We start from the raw sequence: 21195 nt of genomic DNA on the forward strand, positions 1-21195 counted from the left end.
AACAAATGGGTCTGTGACCTTAAAATAAAAATATATGAATCAAATTTTTCAAGTATTCTGTAAGAATGACAACCAGTATCATTATTTACCTTTGGGTATTACTTTAGCAGAGGCTCAGAAATTATTGAAAATCGAAACGCCTTATCAGATCGTTAATTGTAAAGTAAATAACAAAACAGAATCGCTTGATTACAAGCTTTATCAACCCAAGCATATCGAGTTTGTAGACTTGAGTGAGTCTTCGGGGATGAGAACTTATGTTCGTTCTTTGTGCTTTATATTAGCAAAAGCGATTTCGGAAGTTTTTCCTAATGCCAGAATGAGAATAGAACATCCTATTTCTAAAGGATATTATGGGAGAGTAGAGGGCAAAGACAAGCTTTCGGACAAAGATATTAGTAAGATAAAGGCAGTAATGGATGATCTGATTAAAGAAGATATTCCATTTGTAGCATTAGAAGATGAAAAGGATAAGGTAATACAACTTTTCAGAGAACGTGGCTTTGAATCTAAGGCTTCGTTATTGGAAGCCTCAGATTCAGTGTATTCTAAATACTATCGTTTAGGGGATTATTTCGATTATTTTTATGGGTATTTAGTACCTTCAAGTGGATATATAAAGTTATACGATATTGAACCATATCTGAATGGGTTTTTATTACGTGTGCCCAATAGAAATAATCCCGTGGAATTAGAACCCCGTATCGAACAACCTAAGATGCAACAGGTTTATCTGGAGCATTTAAAGTTTCTGAATATACTGGGTTTGGAAAATGTTTCGGACTTAAACAGGGCGAACAAAAACGGAGGTATGTCGGATGTGGTAAAAGTCGCTGAGGCTTTGCAGGAAAGATCTATCGGCGATATTGCTGAGAAAATAGCCGGTCGCTTCAAAAAAGGAGTGCGTATTGTGATGGTTTCGGGTCCTTCTTCATCAGGAAAAACTACATTCCGAAAACGCCTTGAGGTGCAATTGATGGTAAACCTGATAAAGCCTGTCGGAATTTCGTTGGATGATTATTTTGTAAATCGTGCAGATACCCCCAAAGATGAGAAAGGCGATTACGATTATGAATCATTATATGCTTTGGACCTTAAACAGTTCAATGATGATATGTCGCGTTTGTTGAAAGGTGAAAAGGTGTCTTTACCTACTTATAATTTTACAACCGGACAGCGTGAATATAACGGACATGAACTTCAAATAGACGAACATAATGTTATCATTATAGAGGGGATTCATGGACTAAACCCGGAGTTAACCAAGCAAATAGATGACAGTAAGAAGTTTTTGATATATGTATCGGCTCTTACTAGCATATCGTTAGACGATCATAACTGGATATCTACCACCGATAACCGTCTTATCAGAAGGTTGGTAAGAGATTTTAATTATCGGAATTATTCGGCTATTGACACTATTTCGAGATGGGATAGTGTAAGACGTGGTGAAGAAAAATGGATATTTCCTTTTCAGGAGAATGCAGATGTAATGTTCAATTCAGCTATTATGTATGAATTGGCTGCATTGCGTAAATACGCCGAACCAATCTTGATTCAGGTACCTAAAACATCCCCTGAGTTTGCTGAAGCTAGTCGTTTACTTAAATTTCTTAGTTATTTCAGTTATATAAACGATTCGGAGATGCCGCCAACATCATTGTTGAGAGAGTTTCTGGGTGGAAGTAGCTTCACATATTAAGATTATAGAAATACATTTATCGCCAATTAAGTAATAGAACCAACTTAAAAATGCGTGGGTATTTGTCAGTTACAATAATTGTTTATATTTTTGCATCCGCTTTGCGTAATCTCTGACGAGACTAACTCGTGAATATTGCGTATTGTTTTACAATATAAAGCTATAATAGTCATGGATTTAATGAAGATTGCACAAGATGCATTTGCTACAGGTAAAGAACATCCTCAATTTAAGAGTGGAGATACTGTAACTATAGCATATCGTATCAAAGAAGGTAACAAAGAGCGTGTACAGCAGTATCGTGGTGTTGTTATCAAAATCGGCGGACACGGCGCTAAAAAACGCTTTACTGTACGCAAAATGTCAGACAATATTGGTGTAGAGCGTATCTTCCCTCTTGAGTCTCCATTTATCGACAGTATTACTGTAAATAAAGTTGGTAAAGTTCGCAGAGCGAAACTATATTACCTACGTGCGCTTACAGGTAAAAAAGCAAGAATTAAAGAAAAGAGAGTGGCTCGCGCTTAATCTTTTCTCACTTCATAAAAAAGCACTTCAAGCAATTGAGGTGCTTTTTTATTTATATTTATAGAAAATAATATTGTCCATATGAAAGGAAAAGATAGACCTATATTCGATGCTAAATGTCTAAAAAAATACAAAATCAGGAAAATTTTTGTTTTTATAGGAGGTATAATTACGTTTGTGCTATTTCTGTTATTTACAATCAATAATACTGTAGAATTTGCATTTTGGTTTGCCCTAATTGTTTGGTTATTATATGGTTTTATTTTTTCTTTGGTTATCTTTAGTGAAGAATATTACAAACCTAAACAGATAATGAAGAGACTAAACTCTGCTAAATATCTGTATTTCGACAAAGCAGGTTTTGAAGTTACTGAGAATCTCACTTTAAAGGGGAGCTATAAAGGTTTTGATATTATGCTATATCCTCAAACGATATACAAACAAAAACAAAAAAATGTAACTTACGATATTATTGAGACCTTCTATACCATTAATGAAGAAAGCTGTTTGGAGAAGAAGGAGAAAAATATGAGCGGGAAATATAATATAGGAGAACTGTTCTTCCAAAATCAAGTTGTTAGTTTTGTTCCATACAAATGGTGTAATCCGGATTATGAGTCTATCATAGAAGATCTTATAAATATTCTAAAAAGAGAAGAATTAAAACCATTATCAAAAAAAGATTGGGATGAGAGAATAGGTAACCCTCTGAGGATTAATGCTAATTTGAACGAAGAACAAGATGAACAGAGAAGAACTAAACAGACAGTAAAAATTGGAAACACATTAGACATAAAATATATTAAGCCAAAAGATAAATAAAATGTATAAAAGTGATCCCTCTTAAATACTTTATTAACCTTAACTTTTGATGTTTATTGCTTAACTTTGTTCTTTAGAGGAAAAGAGATGATAGATCAACTTACGATAGATAGGATAATGGAAGCTGCACGCATCGAAGATGTTGTTGCAGAATTTGTTACGCTTAAGAAAAAAGGAATTAACTTTGTTGGATTATGCCCGTTTCACTCCGATAAAACACCTTCATTTTATGTGTCCCCTTCCAAAAATATCTGCAAATGTTTTGCATGCGGAGAGGGTGGGAGTGCTGTGCATTTCATTATGAAACACGAACAGCTTTCGTATTACGAAGCACTTCGTTATCTGGCTAAAAAGTATAATATAGAGATACAGGAAAAAGAACTCACCGAAGAGCAAAAGAATGCTTACAATGAACGAGAGAGTCTTTTTATCCTGAATGAATATGCACGAACTTATTTTGTAAATACACTTCATCAACATAGCGAAGGAAAGACTGTCGGATTAAGTTATTTCAGGGAGAGAGGTTTTAGAGAAGATATTATTAAAAAATTTCAACTCGGATATAGTCTCGAACAAAGAGATGCTTTCACTCAGGATGCTCTTAAGAGCGGATTCAATAAAGATTATCTGGTAAGAACTGGTCTGACTATAGAAGGTGATAACTATATGGTCGATCGCTTTCGCGGTCGTGTCATGTTTCCGGTGCATACACTTTCCGGTAAAGTTGTTGCTTTCGGTGGGCGTATTCTTAAGAAAGCAGAAAATACAGGTAAATATGTCAATTCGCCTGAAAGTGACATTTATCATAAGAGTGACCAGTTATATGGAATCTATTTTGCTAAGCAAGCTATTTCAAAAGCCGATTGCTGCTTTCTTGTAGAAGGTTATACCGATGTTATTTCGATGCATCAGGCAGGTATAGAGAATGTTGTTTCGTCTTCGGGTACCGCGTTAACTATCGGGCAGATAAAACTGATACACCGTTTTACACCCAATATAACGGTTATTTACGATGGTGATGCGGCTGGTATAAAAGCTGCGTTGAGAGGTATTGACTTATTGTTAGAGGATGGAATGAATATCAAAGTGGTTCTTTTACCGAACGGAGAAGACCCGGATTCATTTTCTCAAAAACAAAATGCCGAATCTTTTACCAGTTATATAAGAAAGCACGAGGTCGATTTTATCCGTTTCAAAACGCAACTCTTATTAGATGATGCAGGAGAAGACCCTATAAAAAGGGCATCACTTATTTCGGATATTGTCAATAGTATATCTATTATTCCCGATGGAATTATCAGATCCGTATATACACGAGATTGTAGTGTATTATTGGGGGTAGACGAGAGAGTCTTAATTGATGAGATCAATAAAAAGCGGTTGGCATATCTTGAAAAAGAAGGGCAGAGGTTGCCGCAACAAAATAATATACCACCTGTTGCAGATGATTATCCCCCGTTAAATATACCTGAAGAATTTCAGCCTCAAATAGCACCAAAGTCGCCTTTCGATAAGTTTGAATTGGCTATTTTATACTATGTTGTTCGATATGGTATGCTGCAGATGATTCAGCGAGAACCGGAGGACGGGGAAGAGCCCCATGATGATATAACTGTACTTGAATACATTAAGTTTGATTTGGAACGAGATGGTCTGTGGTTTCAGAATGTATTGTATAAAGAAATTCTGGATGAAGCTATCAGTATGATGGAAGATCCTAACTTTATACCGGCTCGTTATTTTCTGGCTCATCCTAAGCAAGAAATAAGCCGTTTAACGGCAAGTCTATTAGAAGATAGGTATGAGCTAAGCAAGGTGCACACAAAACAGTATGGTGACGTTAAAAAAGAGGAAACTCCTATGGCGGAAGAGAAGCATCTAGAAACCTCTGTGCCCCGTGTTCTTATAGAGCTGAAAGATGCTTTTATTACACATCAAATGAAAATGATTAAAGAAAAGATGAAGCAGGTGCATAAGGCTGGCGATTCTGATGCTTCGATAGCTCTTATGCAGCAATTAAAAGACCTTAGTGCAATAAAGAATGCTTTGTCAAAAGTATTAGGTGAAAGAGTTATACTTCGTTATTAAATTCAAAAGCTATAAAAGTAAACCCTCGGAAATTATCTATTTCCGAGGGTTTACTTTTATTTTAAAGTTTGAATATTCTTCTTACAGATATCCTCTAACAATTCCTCTGGGAGAGTTTTTGATGAAATCTACAATTAGTTGAGACTCTTCTGTCTTCTCAAGTTCCTGTTCAATTTTTGCAGTGGCATCAGAAAAATTATATCCCGATTGATAAATTAAACGATAGATCTCTTGTATCTGGTTGATCTGTTCATTTGTAAATCCTCTTCGGCGTAATCCTACTAGATTGATACCTGCATATGCAACAGGATCACGACCTGCTATAATGTATGGAGGGATATCTTTACCTAATCGCGTTCCGCCTTGTATCATCACATGTTTTCCAATGCGGGTAAATTGGTGTACTAATACACCACCGCTTAATATGGCAAAATCATCGACTTCTACCTCTCCTGCCAATTGGGTTGCATTGCCTATTATGACATTATTTTGAATAATACAATCATGTGCAATATGACTATAAGCCATAAGCAAACAGTTGTCTCCTACAATCGTTTTTCCTTTCGAATCGGTTCCTCTGCTTATCGTAACACATTCTCTTATCGTTGTATTATTTCCTATAATTGCAGTAGAATCTTCTCCGTGAAATTTTAAATCCTGAGGTATTCCTGATACTACAGCACCCGGATAGATTGTACATTTTTCGCCGATACGAGCTCCAGATCTGATATTTGCATTCGACATAACAAATGTACCATCACCAATTACAGTATTGTCATCAATATATGCAAATGGTTCTATAGTTACATCTTTGCCTATTTGGGCATTTGGGTGTATGAATGCGTTAGACGATATATTTGACATGGATCAAATTTTAAATTATTTATTTTTTACAATTTGGGCAGTAAACTCTGCTTCAGAAACAACTTTTTCTCCAACGAAAGCATAACCTTTCATGTTGGCTATTCCACGTCTTATCTCAGATGTGAAATCGAGTCTGAAAATTAGAGTGTCACCCGGTACTACCTTTTGACGGAATTTTACGTTGTCTATTTTCAAGAAGTAAGTCGAATATCTTTCGGGTTCATCTACTCTTGCCAAAACTAATACTCCCCCAATTTGAGCCATTGCCTCTATTTGTAATACTCCCGGCATTACAGGTTCCTGAGGAAAATGTCCCTGAAAGAAAGGTTCGTTAGTAGTAATGTTTTTTACCCCAACAATGTGTTGTTGTCCTATCTCAATGATCTTATCAACCATTAGAAATGGGTATCTGTGAGGCAACAGTTCTTTTATCTTATTAATGTCAAGAACAGGCTCTTTGGTTACATCATAAACCGGAGGTTGTACATCATTTAGCTTGATTTGCTTACGGATCAAACGAGCCATTTGATTATTGATCTTATGACCGGGGCGTGTAGCTATGACTCTACCTTTAATCGGCTTGCCGATAAGAGCCATGTCTCCGATAATATCAAGTAATTTATGACGTGCCGGTTCGTTTGGTGACTGAATAGGTTTATTATTTATATATCCTAGTTCTGAAGCGTTTTTATGGGCTACTCCTAAAAGATCACCTAGTTTATCTAACGCCTCTTGAGATATTTGTCTTTCGTATATGACAATAGCGTTATCTAAATCGCCACCTTTTATTAGGCCGGCTTCAAGTAATTGTTGAATATCTCTAACAAAAACAAATGTTCTTGCACTGGCTATTTCTTTTTCAAAATCATTCAAGTCATCAAGTGATGCTGATTGATTGGGAATGTAAGTTGATTCGAATTCAATGAAAGAGTTGATACAGAAATTTTCATCAGGAAGGAGGATGAATTTTGAACCTGTTGCTTCGTCATGAATTTCCATCTTTCTACGGACGATATAAAAGTCTCGATCGGCTTCTTGCTCTACCAATCCTACTTTTTTTATAGCTTCAACATATTTTATAGCACTTCCATCAAGTATGGGAAATTCAGGAGCGTCTACTTCTATCAAACAATTATCAACATTCAATGCGTATAAAGCAGACATTGCATGTTCTACTGTGCTAACTTGAACATCTCCTTTGACAAGAACAGTTCCTCTTTGAGTTCCTCCTACATTTTCGGCAAGAGCATCTATAACAGGCTCCCCTTCAAGATCTATCCTTTTGATCTTATATCCGTGGTTTTCGGGAGCAGGATTAAATTTAATAGTAATGGGCAGTCCCGTGTGTAATCCTTTTCCTTGTAGAGAAAAACTCTCTTTTAGTGTTTTCTGTCTTTCCATTTTAATTCCTCATGTAAACATCTTTGAGGATGTCTTTTTATTTTGATTATTTATTTTGTTCTGCTTTTAGTAGTTTTATTTCCTTCTCTAACTGAGCTATTTGTCGATACATATCGGGTAGCTTTGGAAATACAACACTTGATCTAAAGAAATCCTTCACAGGAATAGCAGGAGATCCCAATATCTGTGCGTTATCTTTGATGTTACTTATAATACCTGCTTGCGCTCCGATGTTGGCATTGTTGCCTATGGTGATGTGTCCACCCAGACCCACCTGTCCGCCAATCATACAATGTTCGCCTACTTTTGTTGATCCCGAAATTCCAACTTGCGCTGCCATAACGGTATTAGCTCCTATCTCTACATTATGGGCTACCTGAATAAGGTTATCCAGTTTTACTCCATGTCTGATAATCGTTGCATCCATTACTGCTCTGTCTATCGTAGTATTTGCTCCGATTTCGACATCGTCCTCAATAATTACGATACCCATTTGAGGTATTTTCTTATATATATCACCCTCCGGAGCAAATCCAAACCCGTCTGATCCGATTACTGCACCTGAATGAATGATACAATTGTTTCCTATTTTTGAGCCGGGGTATATCTTTACTCCCGGATATAATATCGTGTTGTTACCTATGGTACAACCTTCACCAATATATACCTGTGGGTGTACTTGGGTGTTGTCTCCTATAGTTGTATTCTCTGATATATATGCAAAAGCTCCGACGTAGATTTCATTGCCGAGCTTTGCACTCTCTGCCACAAAACTCATCGGTTCGATCCCTTTTTTCTTAGGTTTCGATTTTTCAACCATATCCAATAACATTGCTAACCCTGCATATGCATTAAAAACTCTTATTAGAGTCGCTTTTACGGGTTTATCAGCTACAAAATCATTATTTACCAAAACAATGCTTGAATCTGTTGTGTAGATGTAGTTTGTATATTTGGGGTTAGCCAAAAATGACAAAGAACCAGGTTTCCCTTCTTCTATTTTAGAAAAATTACTAACTTGTACATTGGGGTCACCTTCAATTGTACCCTTCAGAAAATCAGCAATTTGTTGAGCCGTGAATGAAAGTTGCATAAATAGGTCGAATATTCGATAAATATTGTTTTAAACTGCGAAATAAGGAATAATTTTCCAATAATGATGTTTTTTTGCTCAGAAAATACTAGTTCGCATACTAATATAGTCTTTATTAATTAATTCAACAAATTTAAAAAACAGCACGAAAAGTATATTAATATTAGAATATAGAAGATTATGATCTTCCATTTTTGTTCAGCCAGAGTGAAAAAATGAGCCAATAAAATAGTTATACTACAAGACAATATATAAAGGTTCAGTGTCGGATCCAAAATTATAAAGAAAAATGCAATGATAGAAAAAAGTGATGTGATGTGTAGGAATTGTATATTGGCACGAATTCTGATTTTGTCTCTAAAAGAGTTGGCTTGATAATCAAGAGATATAGTAATTAGTAGTGCAAAAGCAATGACAACCAATAACCCTTCTCCCATTAACGGAATTGTTTCAATCGAATTATTCAGTAAAGGGTATAGGTGTTCGAACGGACTTAGAAATCCTGCGATGTTATTTTGCCAAAGGAAAAAAACAAAGGTCAGCCAATATATTGTAGCGACACCTAATATTGAAATTATAAAATTTTTGAATTTGAAAATTCGCATCAAGCTGAATCCAATCCAAAAAAGGGGAAGATACATTAAGAAATAGAATGAGAATAAACTGCTGACTCCTATTACAAATCCAATTGCATAAGCATTTCTGCTGCCTGTCTTATCTTGATACGATGAGTAAAGCAAATCTGTGCATATCAGAAATGCCAACGTTGATATATAGTATGGAGTCATATATATAAAGACCGGATGCGAGCTGAGGATCAGACTTCCGAATATATATATAAGGTAAGTTCGGTTTCTGATTAGTCCATGCTTTGCATTCAGTTGAGAGGCATAAAAAGATATTATAAAAACAAACAATGTGCTGATTGTGAACGAAATTGTTCCTCTGGAAAGGAAGTCAGTCAATGCTCCTGTCCACAGATATCCTCCTCCAATATGTTCGTTGTGAAGTGTTGCATCCGTAAAATAAAAAATAACTAAACGTATAACTATTGTTAAGAGTATCGAGAATAGAACCAGGTTCTTATTTTCTACAATATTTCTCTTATACAGCTTTATTGCATCCATTAATAATCGGGTAAGTTTACTTTTTATTTTAAGTCGAAACCTATATCTTTTCTGTAATATTTGCCATCAAAACATATCTTTTCTGCATTTGCGAATGATTTATTTAGGGCTTCTTCTTTACTGTTTCCATACGAGCTAACAGCAAGTACTCGTCCCCCATTAGTTGCAATGGTATTTTTATCTTCAATTGTTCCAGCATGAAACACGATGCTGTCACTAACGGAGTCTAAGCCTGAAATAACTTTTCCTTTTTCATAATCGCCGGGATATCCTCCCGATACAAGCATAACAGTTGTGGCATAGCGATTATCTATCTCCAGATTTTTCTTGTCTAATGATTCGGTGGCAACACCTTCCAGTAGATCAACCAAGTCTGATTTTATCCGCAGCATTACCACTTCTGTCTCGGGATCTCCCATACGAACATTGTATTCAATAACCATGGGTTCGCCTCCGACTTCAATTAGTCCGATAAAAATAAAACCCTTATATACTATATTGTCTTTTTGTAAACCTGTGACTGTTGGTTGTACTATTCTTTCTTCTACCTTTTTCATAAAGGTATCATCGGCAAAAGATACAGGCGAAACAGCACCCATGCCTCCGGTGTTAAGACCGGTATCTCCTTCTCCGATACGTTTGTAATCTTTAGCGACTGGTAGTATCTTGTAAGATTTACCATCGGTTAAGACAAATACGGAGCATTCTATTCCGGAAAGGAATTCTTCGATCACAACCGTATTACTTGCAGCTCCAAACATTCCTCCAAGCATAGCTTTAAGTTCAGCTTTGGCTTCGTTCAGATCATTTATAATAAGTACTCCTTTACCGGCAGCAAGACCGTCGGCTTTAAGGACATACGGTGCTTTAAGTTCTTCTAAAAACTGGTATGCCTCGTCGATATTTTTATTAGTAAAGCTTTTGTATTTTGCAGTTGGTATGTTGTGACGCATCATGAAACGCTTCGCAAAATCTTTGCTACCTTCAAGCTCAGCTCCTAGTTGAGAAGGCCCAATGACAGGGATATGTTGAATCTCTTTATCATTAATAAAGAAGTCATAGATGCCTTTTACTAATGGATCTTCGGGACCTATTACTACCATATCTATCTTTTTATCAATAACCTGTGCTTTTACTGCGGTAAAATCGAGAGGTGAGATGTCTAAAATTTCAGCAATTTGGCCGATTCCCGCATTTCCGGGTGCAACATAAAGGGTGTTGATTTTAGGGCTTTGTAATATTTTCCAAGCTAAAGCATGTTCTCTTCCTCCGCTACCCAATAATAGAATATTCATAAAAGATATGATTTTAAGGTGGTAAACCTGATTTTTGTTTCTATAAATATAAGTAAAAATTTAATACTTATTTAATCTGAGTCGGCAAAGGTAATAATCTTAATTATTATCTGCCAATTAGAAATATCCAATAAAAGTAAATATAATATTTGACATACTATTTATAGAACTCAGGCATCCGCATTTTTCTCCCATTTGCTGACTACTGTTGTTGCTAGGGCATTACCCAATACATTTGTCATGCTACGTGCCATATCACAAAAGTGATCAATAGGAATCAGTAAAGCAACTCCTTCGGGCGGGATTCCAAACATAGCACAAGTGGCTACAATTATTATTAGCGATGCACGGGGTACACCTGCTATACCTTTACTTGTCAGCATTAATACAAGAAGCATTATTAATTGAGTAGAGAGACTCATTTCTACTCCATATAGCTGAGCGATGAATATACTTGCAAACGTCATGTACATCATACTGCCATCGAGATTAAAGGAATAACCCAATGGTAAAATAAAAGATACTATTTTGGGGTTACAACCGAATTTTTCGAGTTCATCCACCAACTTGGGAAATACAGCTTCGCTACTGGTTGTAGAGAATGCTATAAGAAGAGGGCTTTTTATTGTTTTAATTAAAGCAAATACTCTATTGCCTAGAATGATGTAGCCAACGAGTACAAGTACTATCCAGAGCGAAACCATACCTATGGCAAACGCCGCAAGGAAATTTGCGTAGAGTTTAAATACTGATAGACCATGTGAGGATACCGCTGCCGTAATTGTCCCGAATACAGCAACAGGAGCAACCCACATGATATAACTTACTATTTTCAATATTACATGTGTTACTATATCCAGAGCTTTGGTTATAGAGGTTCCTTTTTCTCCGAAAGAGGCTAGTGCAACACCGAAAATAACTGCAAAAACTAATATTTGAAGTATTTCGTTGTTTGCTAAAGCTTCAAATAAACTTTTGGGTATAACATGGTTTACGAATTCAGCCAGAGTCAATTGATGACTGTTGGCAATAAGATCTGTAGCACTTGCCGTATTGCTTAAATCAAGAGTGGATGTAGCTCCCGGCTTTAATAAGTTTATCCAGATAAGACCAATCATCAGAGATACCAAGGAGGCAGATATAAACCAAAGCATGGCTTTTCCGCCTACACGACCAACCATTTTCATGTCTCCCATTTTGGAGATGCCCACAATGATAGTACAAAAAACAAGTGGCGCAACAATCATTTGAATAAGACGGATAAATATTGTCCCCAGAAGTTTTATGTTTTTGGATACTATAGCGATAGTTTTTAAAGAGCAAAAGCTGTGGACTGATTGTCCGGCTATTATTCCGAGTATTAAAGCTATCAGGATATAATAAAACAGGAGATTGTTATTTGACTTCTTTTCTGTAGATACTGCCATTGTCTATAAATTGGGGTTTGATGTTTGTTTTTGATTGTGAATTGATCGTAAAATTATAAAAAATGTTTAATTATCTCTTGTTTTTGTTGTTTTTTGATATGTCTTTTTCTCAAAAATAGGATATTTTGAAGCTGATTTGTATAACAAAGGGGAATATGAAAATATCCCCCTTTTGTTTTTTATCTTAGACTTTTTATTAGAAATAAATTATCCCTTAATAGGTCGGTCTATAATTTAATATTTTATAATTCTAGTTGCTGTGTTTTACTACTTGAATTACTTGTTTGATTGATGCTGTCGGCTGCTAACTCGGTTTGATTTTAAATCTTGATAACCATTATTTTATAGCAGCTATTCTACTGATGTATTTTCCTATGATATCGAACTCCAGATTAACTACACTTCCAACTTTAAACTGGTGGAAATTTGTGTGTTCGAATGTATAAGGAATGATTGCTACCTGGAATGAATTGTCGGTAGTGTTAAATACGGTAAGACTTACTCCGTTAACTGTTGCCGATCCTTTGTCTACAGTTAAATAGCCTTTTTTTGCCATTTCTTTATCATAGTCATACTCGAAAGTAAAATACCAGCTGCCATCTGCTTCATCAATCTTGGAACAACGAGCAGTTTGATCAACATGTCCTTGTACAATATGTCCATCCAGTCTGCCATTCATAAGCATGCTTCTTTCGAGATTAACTTTGTCATTGATCTTAAGCAAGCCTAAGTTCGATCTGTCCAAAGTTTCTTTAATAGCTGTAACAGTATATGTATCTTCTGTTAGATCAACAACTGTAAGGCACACCCCATTGTGGGCAATGCTTTGATCGATCTTTAATTCTTTTACAAAAGAGCAGTTAATTGTTAAATGAACATTCTCATTCTCTTTACGTATGGCTACTACTTTTGCCGCCTCTTCTACTATTCCTGAAAACATATAAATACTGATTAAGTAATTGATTTATTTTACTATTACAAAAGTACGAAATAAAATAAAAATAGGAGAAAATAAAAATATTATTAAGATTCCTATTTGCTAATAAGATGAATAGCTTATCTTTGCAGATTATACAAACACTGCTGTTTTTAACACTAATCGGCATAAATTAGGTTTATACGAATAAAATTTAACTATAAATGAAGAAAATTAGTCTAGTCTTGTTTTTAATTTCTACCATAATATTGGGGGCAAGTGCTCAGTCGAAAGGTAGATTATGTGATTTTGGTATCACATTCGAAATTAGCAATAATTCAAGTTGGGGATACGGTGAGCCGGTTGTACTTTCTGTGGAGCCATTTTCTCCGGCAGCAAAAGCGGGAGTGAAAGTTGATGATATTATTATGGAAGTAAATGGGGCTGCTACCTATTTGAGAAACTATCCAACTATAGCATCATGGCTTTTTGATGCCACATCATCTGATATAAAATTGACAATCAGAAATGTTGATACCTATTTTAAGGAATATGAAATACAGCGTGATTGTAAAAGTGTAAATGCATTAAGTGAATTTCACTTGGCTGATGCTTATGCATTCTATAGCTTGGAAGATACAAATGATCGAGCATTCTCGTTGCCGGTTAAAGTAGATCCAAATACAAATGTTGATTTTGCAGATTATCGTACATTCGATTTTTTAAAAGAAGACAGTTCAGTTCCGGATGTTGATTATTATATCAACAGTCAAATAGAAAAAGCCTTAATCGAAAGAGGGTTGGTTAGAAGTACTCAGGATCCTGATATTATAGTTCAAACGTACTATACTTTTCAGCCTAACTTAAAATACAATGCTTCTGTTAATAGTAAAAATTCATATTCGTGGAGATATGACAGTGAGACTCAGGAAATGGTTAAACTGCCTATCTTATCTGCCGATGATGTTAATGCAGAATCTAAAGGACAATATATACTTGAGCTTGGAATCCGTTTTTTTGATAAGAAATATATCAATAAAGATAAAATGACTCAAATTTGGGATTGTCGTTCCAGAGAGTTTTTGACTGAAGATTACGATATTCAGGAATATGCAAGAATACATGCTTCTTTGCTGATGATGCAGTATCCATACTCAACGGCTAAAACTACGGCAAAATATTTGGTGAGTAAAAAAGGATTTAACTATACAGGTCTAAATTTCGACTCTAAAGATATTGCAAGTATAACAGATGTAGATGCCGGTTCTCCTGCTGCTTTGGCAGGTATTCGTCCTGGTGATCGTATCGTAAAGGTTGGAAAGATTAAGTTCGATTATTCGAGTAGTGATTTAGAGAAAGCATACAGACGATTTATTGTTGAATCTATGCCTTTGAGAAATCCCAAAACGCGCTTTATTGATGCCAATGGTTTTCCTGACTGTATGTATTGGAGTATAAACAGATATCCGGAAGTAGCAGAATTATTTAAGAAAGAAGCTATATATGCGCCATGTTTTAGCTATCTTTACGCTTTCAATAAATATGTATCAGGACCTAATCCTCCAAAAGTACTAGATATTGAGGTGAAGAGCCAAGGACAGAAGAAGCTTGTAAAAGTGACTCCTCAGGTTCAACAATCAGTTGTCATAAAGGCACTTTAAGTACCCGAAGTTAAATTAAAATAATATATAACTTGGTGAGTAACATTAATCTGCTGCTCACCATTTTGAATTTAATATGATTACAGTTTCTAATTTAGGAATCCAGTTTGGTAAGAGAGTTTTGTTTCAGGATGTGAACTTAAAGTTTACTCCGGGCAATTGTTATGGTATCATTGGAGCCAATGGTGCAGGTAAATCTACTTTCCTGAAAATTTTGAGTGGCGAAAAGGATGCGACTCACGGGTCTTTTTCTTTAGCTCCAAACGAGCGTATGTCGGTTTTGTCTCAGGATCACTTTGCTTATGATGATCAGACAGTAATGGATACAGTTTTGCAAGGGCATAGTATTCTTTCGGAAATAATGAAAGAAAAAGATGCGTTGTATGCAAAAGAAGATTTCACGGATGCTGATGGTATCAGGGCATCGGAGTTGGAAGAGCGATTTGCTGAACTTGAAGGCTGGAATGCAGAAAATGATGTTGCCAGCTTATTGAGTGGTTTAGGTATCAAAGATGAATTTCATCAGCAGATGATGAGGGATATGAGTGGTAAACAGAAAGTAAGAATCTTACTTGCTCGTGCACTATTCGGAAATCCTGATAATCTACTGTTGGATGAGCCTACTAATGATCTGGATATTGAAACCGTAATGTGGTTGGAGCAATATTTGTCGAATTTCGAAAATACAGTGTTGGTAGTATCTCACGACCGTCACTTTTTAGATTCAGTGTGTACACATACAGTTGATATTGACTTCGGCAAGATTAATATGTATGCAGGTAACTATAGTTTCTGGTACGAATCGAGCCAATTAGCTTCACGTCAACAAGCTCAACAAAACAAGAAAGCCGAAGAGAAAAAGAAAGAGTTGGAAGAGTTTATCCGTCGATTTAGTGCGAACGTTGCTAAGTCGAAACAAACTACCAGCCGTAAGAAAATGATCGAGAAGCTTAATATCGAAGAGATTAAGCCATCATCTCGTAAATATCCGGGAATTATATTTACTCCTGATCGTGAACCCGGAAATAAAATTTTGGAAGTTAGTGGTCTTAGTAAATCTATTGAAGGGGTAAAACTTTTCGACAATATTAATTTAAATGTAGAGAAAGGCGACCATGTGGTGTTTTTATCGAAAGACCCTAGAGCGATGACTTCTTTCTTTGAAATTATCAATGGATACGAAACAACTGATGCGGGAACTTTCGAATGGGGACAAACCATAACTGAGGCTTATTTGCCATTGGATAATTCCGAATATTTCAAAATAGATCAAAATCTTGTAGATTGGCTGGCTCAGTTTTCGGATGATACAAGTGAAATATATTTGAAAGGATTTTTAGGTAGAATGCTATTTTCAGGCGAAGAAGTTCTGAAAAGTGCGAAGGTGTTATCGGGAGGAGAAAAGATGCGTTGTATGATAGCTCGTATGATGATGAAAAATGCGAATTGTCTTGTGCTTGATTCTCCAACAAATCACCTTGACCTCGAATCTATTCAGGCTTTCAACAATACGTTGAAGCAGTTCAAGGGAAATGTATTGATGTCTTCTCATGACCACGAATTCATACAAACCGTATGTAACCGTATTATAGAGCTTACTCCTAACGGAGCCATCGATAAACGTATGGATTATGATGATTATATAGTTTCTCCTGAAATAAAAGCTTTGAGAGAAAAAATGTATAATTGATTAAGAGATAAAACAGGGTTTTAAACCTAATGTTAAAGCCGGAAGTGAAATTTTACTTCCGGCTTTTTTTGCTTTTATTATCATAGTATATTTGCCAGAGCACTTTGTATGTCTTTATATCTGAATTGGTATTTGTTTAATTCCAGTTTCTTGGGAATTGCACGTTGCCCATCAAGAAGAAGAGTAGATGCTTCGCCCATAAATAGAGAAATAATTACAGATGGAACATTAAATATGCAAGGACGTTTTAAAACTTTAGCTAATGTTTTCGAAAACTCTTTATTGGTGACAGGGGTGGGGGAGGTCATATTTACGGCACCCTTAATCTGAGGTGCTGTTAAGAGGAAGTTTATAATGCCTACCATATCTTCTATATGTATCCACGAAATATATTGTTTGCCACTGCCCATCGTACCACCTAAGCCAAGTTTAAAGATAGGTAATATTTTAGCTAACATGCCTCCTTTGGATGATAAGACGATACCTGTTCTTAATAAGCATACACGTGTTTTTGAGCTTTCGGCTTCCATGGCAAAAGCCTCCCACGCTTTACATAGTTTATTAGTAAACTCCTCATGAGGTTCTGTATCTTCAGTTATTATTACGTCCTCTTTATTGCCATAATATCCTATGGCCGATCCTGATATAAATATTTGAGGAGGATTTTCTCCTGATTTAATAAGCTGTGTGAGTTTCTTTGTTATTTGCCATCGGCTTTGGCAAAGTCTCTGTTTCTGTAATTCAGTCCATCGCTTCCCTGCTATTGGTTCTCCTGCAAGATTAATAACAGCATCGTATTCATCTAACGAAGTTAATTTTTCCAGCGAATCACAAAATTCAAGATTGTTACCCAATATCGCCTGAGCTTTTTCTATATTTCGGCTTAATACTGTAATAGTATGATCTTCTTGCAAAAGTCGTGATATAAGATGACTTCCTACTAATCCAGTTCCTCCTGTGATAAATATTTTCATAGTTAATCTGTTTACTAAACGAACACTTATACCCCCTTTTATGTTCTAGAAGAAAAATAATAGAATCGCAGAATTATTGTTTGTTGGGTTATCCGTATAGGTATAGAGTCTTTCAAAATAGGTGTGCGATAATGAAAATTTAAAAGTATTTGATATTACGTTTGATATGAAAAAAAAACTACAGATTCTTATTCCTATTTTAGTTTGTTTCTTAGTGGGTTTTCTGGGTAGCCGTTTTCAAGAAGATGCTATCGCTAATTGGTATCCCTATCTGAATAAGCCCGATTTAACACCTCCTAATATTGTATTTCCTATTGCGTGGAGTATTTTGTATTTATGTATGGGATTGTCTATCGGTTTGGTTTTAAATACAAATAGCCGTAAAAAAAAGTATCTTCTGAAAATATTCCTGTTGCAATTATTCTTAAACTTTACATGGAGTATTTCGTTTTTTTATTTCCAGAGTCCTCTAGCAGGTTTGGTTAATATTGTATTGCTCGAAGTGGTTATGATTTATTATGCCCTGAGTGTATATCCTGTTCGGAGAGTAAGTTCGTTGCTATTTGTTCCTTATATATTGTGGGTTAGTTTTGCCTCCTATCTTAATTTTTATATTCTCTTGTATAATTGATCGTTGAGTATCGCTTTTGAGCCTTAATAAGTTATCGTTTGTATGCTTGGCTAAAGATTAAGGTCTGTAGTCTTAAATTTGACGAAGCCATAAAAACGTCTATAACCTTAATGTGCTTTTATTAACAGAAATAACTACCTTTGTGGCATTAAAAATGGATTTTAAGTCATGGAGTATAATTTCAAAGAAATAGAAAAACGTTGGCAGGACTTTTGGGTTAAGAATGAGACCTATAAAGTGAGTGAAGAACCCAATAAGCCTAAGTATTATGTCCTCGATATGTTTCCTTATCCTTCGGGAGCAGGTTTACACGTAGGGCATCCTCTGGGTTATATAGCTTCGGATATATATGCCCGTCATAAACGTCTCCAGGGCTTTAATGTTTTACATCCGATGGGATACGATGCTTACGGACTTCCCGCAGAGCAATACGCTATACAAACCGGACAACATCCTGTGATAACTACCAATCAGAATATCAATCGATATAAGGAACAATTGGATAAAATTGGCTTCTCTTTTGATTGGAGCCGTGAAATCCGTACTTGTGAACCCGAATATTATAAATGGACTCAGTGGGCATTTATTCAAATGTTCAACTCATACTTTTGTAACGATGAGCAACAAGCTCGTCCGATTGAAGAGTTGATTCAGGTTTTTGAATCTCAGGGAACAAAAGATATGAATATTGCTTGCAGTGAGGAATTGTCTTTCTCTGCTGATGAATGGAATGCAAAATCGGAAAAAGAGCAACAAGAAATATTACTGAATTATCGTATTGCTTATTTGGGTGAAACGATGGTTAACTGGTGTCCGGCTTTGGGCACGGTTCTAGCAAATGATGAGGTAATCAATGGCTTGTCTGAACGTGGAGGCTATCCTGTGGAGCAGCGTAAAATGCGTCAATGGTGTTTACGTGTATCAGCTTATGCTCAACGTCTGTTAGACGGATTGGAGAAAATAGATTGGACTGATTCGATTAAAGAGACTCAAAAGAATTGGATCGGAAGATCAGAAGGTGCAGAAATGAAATTCAATGTAAAAGACTCGAATCTTTTACTTGAAATATTTACTACTCGTGCTGATACTGTATTTGGAGTAACCTTTATGGTGCTTGCTCCCGAAAGCGATTATGTAGCTCAATTAACTACTGCAGAACAAAAAGCGGAAGTTGATGCTTATTTGGCTGCTACTAAAAAACGTACCGAAAGAGAACGTTTGGCAGACAAAAAGATATCGGGCGTGTTTACAGGCTCGTATGCAATTAATCCGATGAATGGTAAAGAAATTCCCATCTGGATTTCCGATTATGTACTTGCCGGATATGGTACGGGGGCGATTATGGCTGTGCCTGCACACGATAGTCGTGACTACGCTTTTGCTAAACATTTCAATTTGCCTATCATTCCTCTAGTAGAAGGTTGCGATGTGTCGGAAGAAAGCTACGATGCAAAAGAGGGTATTGTGACGAACTCTGATTTCTTAAATGGCTTGACAGTAAAAGAAGCCATTGAGAAAGCAAAAGAATACATCAAAGAGCATAACTTAGGTCATGTAAAAACCAATTATCGTTTGCGTGATGCGATATTTTCGCGTCAACGTTATTGGGGAGAGCCCTTCCCTGTATATTACAAGGATGGTCTGCCTTACATGCTGCCGATTGATAAATTACCTCTTGAGCTACCCGAAGTTGATAAATTTTTGCCAACTGAAACGGGTGAACCTCCGTTAGGGCGTGCAACCAATTGGGCTTGGGATACTGTGAACGAAAAAGTAGTTTCAGTAACAGAAATCAATAATACAACTATATTCCAATTGGAATTGAATACTATGCCCGGATTCGCAGGATCTTCGGCTTATTATTTGAGATACATGGATCCGCATAACGATAAAGCTTTGGTTTCTAAAGAATCAAATGAGTATTGGAGAAGTGTCGATTTATACATTGGTGGAACCGAGCATGCTACAGGTCACTTGATTTACAGTCGTTTTTGGAATAAATTCTTATATGACATTAATGTATCATGTGAAGACGAGCCATTCAAAAAACTGATTAATCAAGGAATGATTCAAGGGCGAAGCAATTTTGTGTACCGTATTAATGGTACAAATAAATTTGTGTCTTTGAACTTGAAAGATCAATATGATACTACAGCTATTCACGTAGATGTAAATATTGTAGATAACGACATACTGGATGTTGACAAATTCAAAACTTGGCGTCCTGATTATGCTGAAGCTGAATTTATACTAGAAGATGATAAATATATTTGCGGTTATGGAGTTGAGAAAATGTCCAAATCATTGCATAATGTTGTAAACCCTGATGATATTGTTGAAAAATATGGTGCTGATACACTTCGCTTGTACGAAATGTTTTTAGGTCCATTAGAATTATCTAAGCCTTGGGATACAAATGGTATTGATGGAGTACATCGATTTTTACGCAGACTTTGGGCTTTATTCTATAAAGGAGATGAGTTTGTAGTAGTTGATGAAGCCCCCACAAAAGATGAATTGAAATCTCTTCATAAGTTGATTAAGAAAATATCTTTCGATATTGAGAATTTCTCATTCAATACTTCAGTGTCAGCTTCTATGATTTGTGTAAATGAACTTACATCGCTTAAATGTAACAAAAAGGCAATATTGAATGACTTGGTTATTCTTTTAGCTCCTTTTGCACCTCATATTGCAGAAGAATTGTGGCATTCATTAGGAAATACAACTACAGTATGTGATGCTGTATGGCCTCAATACAATGAAGAATATCTGGTTGAAAGTGTAATTAATTACACCATTTCATTTAATGGTAAAGCACGTTTTACAATCGAATTTGCGGCTGATGCTTCTAATGAGGAAATTGAGAAAACGGTTATGGCACATAGCAATTCGGCAAAATGGATGGAAGGTAAGACCCCTAAGAAAGTAATTATTGTGCCGAAGAAAATCGTAAATATAGTTCTGTAATAAATA

At 35.9% G+C, this 21195-nt stretch carries 16 protein-coding genes; 8 read left to right on the top strand and 8 right to left on the bottom strand.

Features of this window, described 5'->3' with window-relative positions; all coding sequences use genetic code 11:
• Positions 1-34 precede the first annotated feature (34 nt).
• The 4 genes from G7051_RS09295 to dnaG all read left to right on the top strand — a co-directional run bounded on the left by G7051_RS09295 (position 35) and on the right by dnaG (position 5140).
• Positions 35-1702 carry a nucleoside kinase gene (locus G7051_RS09295; RefSeq protein WP_166199825.1) on the top strand — a complete coding sequence of 556 codons (1668 nt, stop codon included), beginning with the start codon at positions 35-37 and terminating at the stop codon, positions 1700-1702.
• A 171-nt stretch (positions 1703-1873) separates the two neighbouring features.
• The gene (gene rplS, locus G7051_RS09300) at positions 1874-2230 is read left to right on the top strand and encodes a 50S ribosomal protein L19 (protein ID WP_110309567.1); all 357 of its coding nucleotides are present in this window, start codon (positions 1874-1876) and stop codon (positions 2228-2230) included.
• An 81-nt stretch (positions 2231-2311) separates the two neighbouring features.
• A complete protein-coding gene (locus tag G7051_RS09305) occupies positions 2312-3052 on the top strand; it encodes a hypothetical protein (RefSeq protein ID WP_166199827.1) in 741 nt (246 codons plus the stop codon).
• Positions 3053-3139: 87 nt separating this feature from the next.
• The gene (gene dnaG / locus G7051_RS09310; RefSeq protein WP_166114169.1) at positions 3140-5140 is read left to right on the top strand and encodes a DNA primase; all 2001 of its coding nucleotides are present in this window, start codon (positions 3140-3142) and stop codon (positions 5138-5140) included.
• Positions 5141-5221: 81 nt separating this feature from the next.
• Here the strand turns inward: dnaG and lpxA are convergent, their stop codons facing one another.
• The 7 genes from lpxA to G7051_RS09345 form a co-directional block, all read right to left on the bottom strand.
• Positions 5222-6004, bottom strand: coding sequence for an acyl-ACP--UDP-N-acetylglucosamine O-acyltransferase (lpxA, locus tag G7051_RS09315; RefSeq protein WP_166114172.1), 783 nt, complete (start codon positions 6002-6004; stop codon positions 5222-5224).
• A gap of 15 nt (positions 6005-6019) precedes the next feature.
• The gene (locus tag G7051_RS09320) at positions 6020-7405 is read right to left on the bottom strand and encodes a bifunctional UDP-3-O-[3-hydroxymyristoyl] N-acetylglucosamine deacetylase/3-hydroxyacyl-ACP dehydratase (RefSeq protein WP_166114175.1); all 1386 of its coding nucleotides are present in this window, start codon (positions 7403-7405) and stop codon (positions 6020-6022) included.
• Between the two features lie 46 nt (positions 7406-7451).
• Positions 7452-8498, bottom strand: a complete 1047-nt coding sequence (gene lpxD, locus G7051_RS09325; protein WP_166199829.1) for a UDP-3-O-(3-hydroxymyristoyl)glucosamine N-acyltransferase — start codon at positions 8496-8498, stop codon at positions 7452-7454.
• Positions 8499-8617: 119 nt separating this feature from the next.
• Positions 8618-9625, bottom strand: coding sequence for a hypothetical protein (locus G7051_RS09330; protein WP_166199831.1), 1008 nt, complete (start codon positions 9623-9625; stop codon positions 8618-8620).
• Positions 9626-9648: 23 nt separating this feature from the next.
• Positions 9649-10920, bottom strand: a complete 1272-nt coding sequence (purD, locus tag G7051_RS09335) for a phosphoribosylamine--glycine ligase (protein ID WP_166199833.1) — start codon at positions 10918-10920, stop codon at positions 9649-9651.
• Positions 10921-11090: 170 nt separating this feature from the next.
• A complete protein-coding gene (locus G7051_RS09340; protein ID WP_166199835.1) occupies positions 11091-12347 on the bottom strand; it encodes a dicarboxylate/amino acid:cation symporter in 1257 nt (418 codons plus the stop codon).
• Positions 12348-12684: 337 nt separating this feature from the next.
• A complete protein-coding gene (locus G7051_RS09345; RefSeq protein ID WP_166199837.1) occupies positions 12685-13287 on the bottom strand; it encodes a riboflavin synthase in 603 nt (200 codons plus the stop codon).
• A 200-nt stretch (positions 13288-13487) separates the two neighbouring features.
• Here G7051_RS09345 and G7051_RS09350 point away from each other — a divergent pair, with 200 nt between their 5' ends.
• Positions 13488-14924 carry a PDZ domain-containing protein gene (locus G7051_RS09350; RefSeq protein ID WP_166199839.1) on the top strand — a complete coding sequence of 479 codons (1437 nt, stop codon included), beginning with the start codon at positions 13488-13490 and terminating at the stop codon, positions 14922-14924.
• Between the two features lie 76 nt (positions 14925-15000).
• Positions 15001-16614, top strand: a complete 1614-nt coding sequence (locus tag G7051_RS09355) for an ABC-F family ATP-binding cassette domain-containing protein (protein WP_166199841.1) — start codon at positions 15001-15003, stop codon at positions 16612-16614.
• A gap of 80 nt (positions 16615-16694) precedes the next feature.
• Here the strand turns inward: G7051_RS09355 and G7051_RS09360 are convergent, their stop codons facing one another.
• On the bottom strand, positions 16695-17588 hold the full coding sequence (locus tag G7051_RS09360) for a TIGR01777 family oxidoreductase (protein WP_166199843.1): 894 nt from the start codon (positions 17586-17588) through the stop codon (positions 16695-16697).
• Between the two features lie 166 nt (positions 17589-17754).
• On the opposite strand from G7051_RS09360, the gene G7051_RS09365 reads away from it, so the two are divergent.
• Together G7051_RS09365 and leuS are read left to right on the top strand one after the other, a co-directional pair.
• Positions 17755-18219, top strand: coding sequence for a TspO/MBR family protein (locus tag G7051_RS09365; RefSeq protein ID WP_166199845.1), 465 nt, complete (start codon positions 17755-17757; stop codon positions 18217-18219).
• A gap of 168 nt (positions 18220-18387) precedes the next feature.
• Complete coding sequence (gene leuS / locus G7051_RS09370) at positions 18388-21189, top strand: leucine--tRNA ligase (RefSeq protein ID WP_166199847.1); 2802 nt, start codon at positions 18388-18390, stop codon at positions 21187-21189.
• Positions 21190-21195: the final 6 nt, after the last annotated feature.

It is taken from the genome of Dysgonomonas sp. HDW5B (genome assembly GCF_011299335.1).
Classification (GTDB): Bacteria; Bacteroidota; Bacteroidia; order Bacteroidales; family Dysgonomonadaceae; genus Dysgonomonas_A.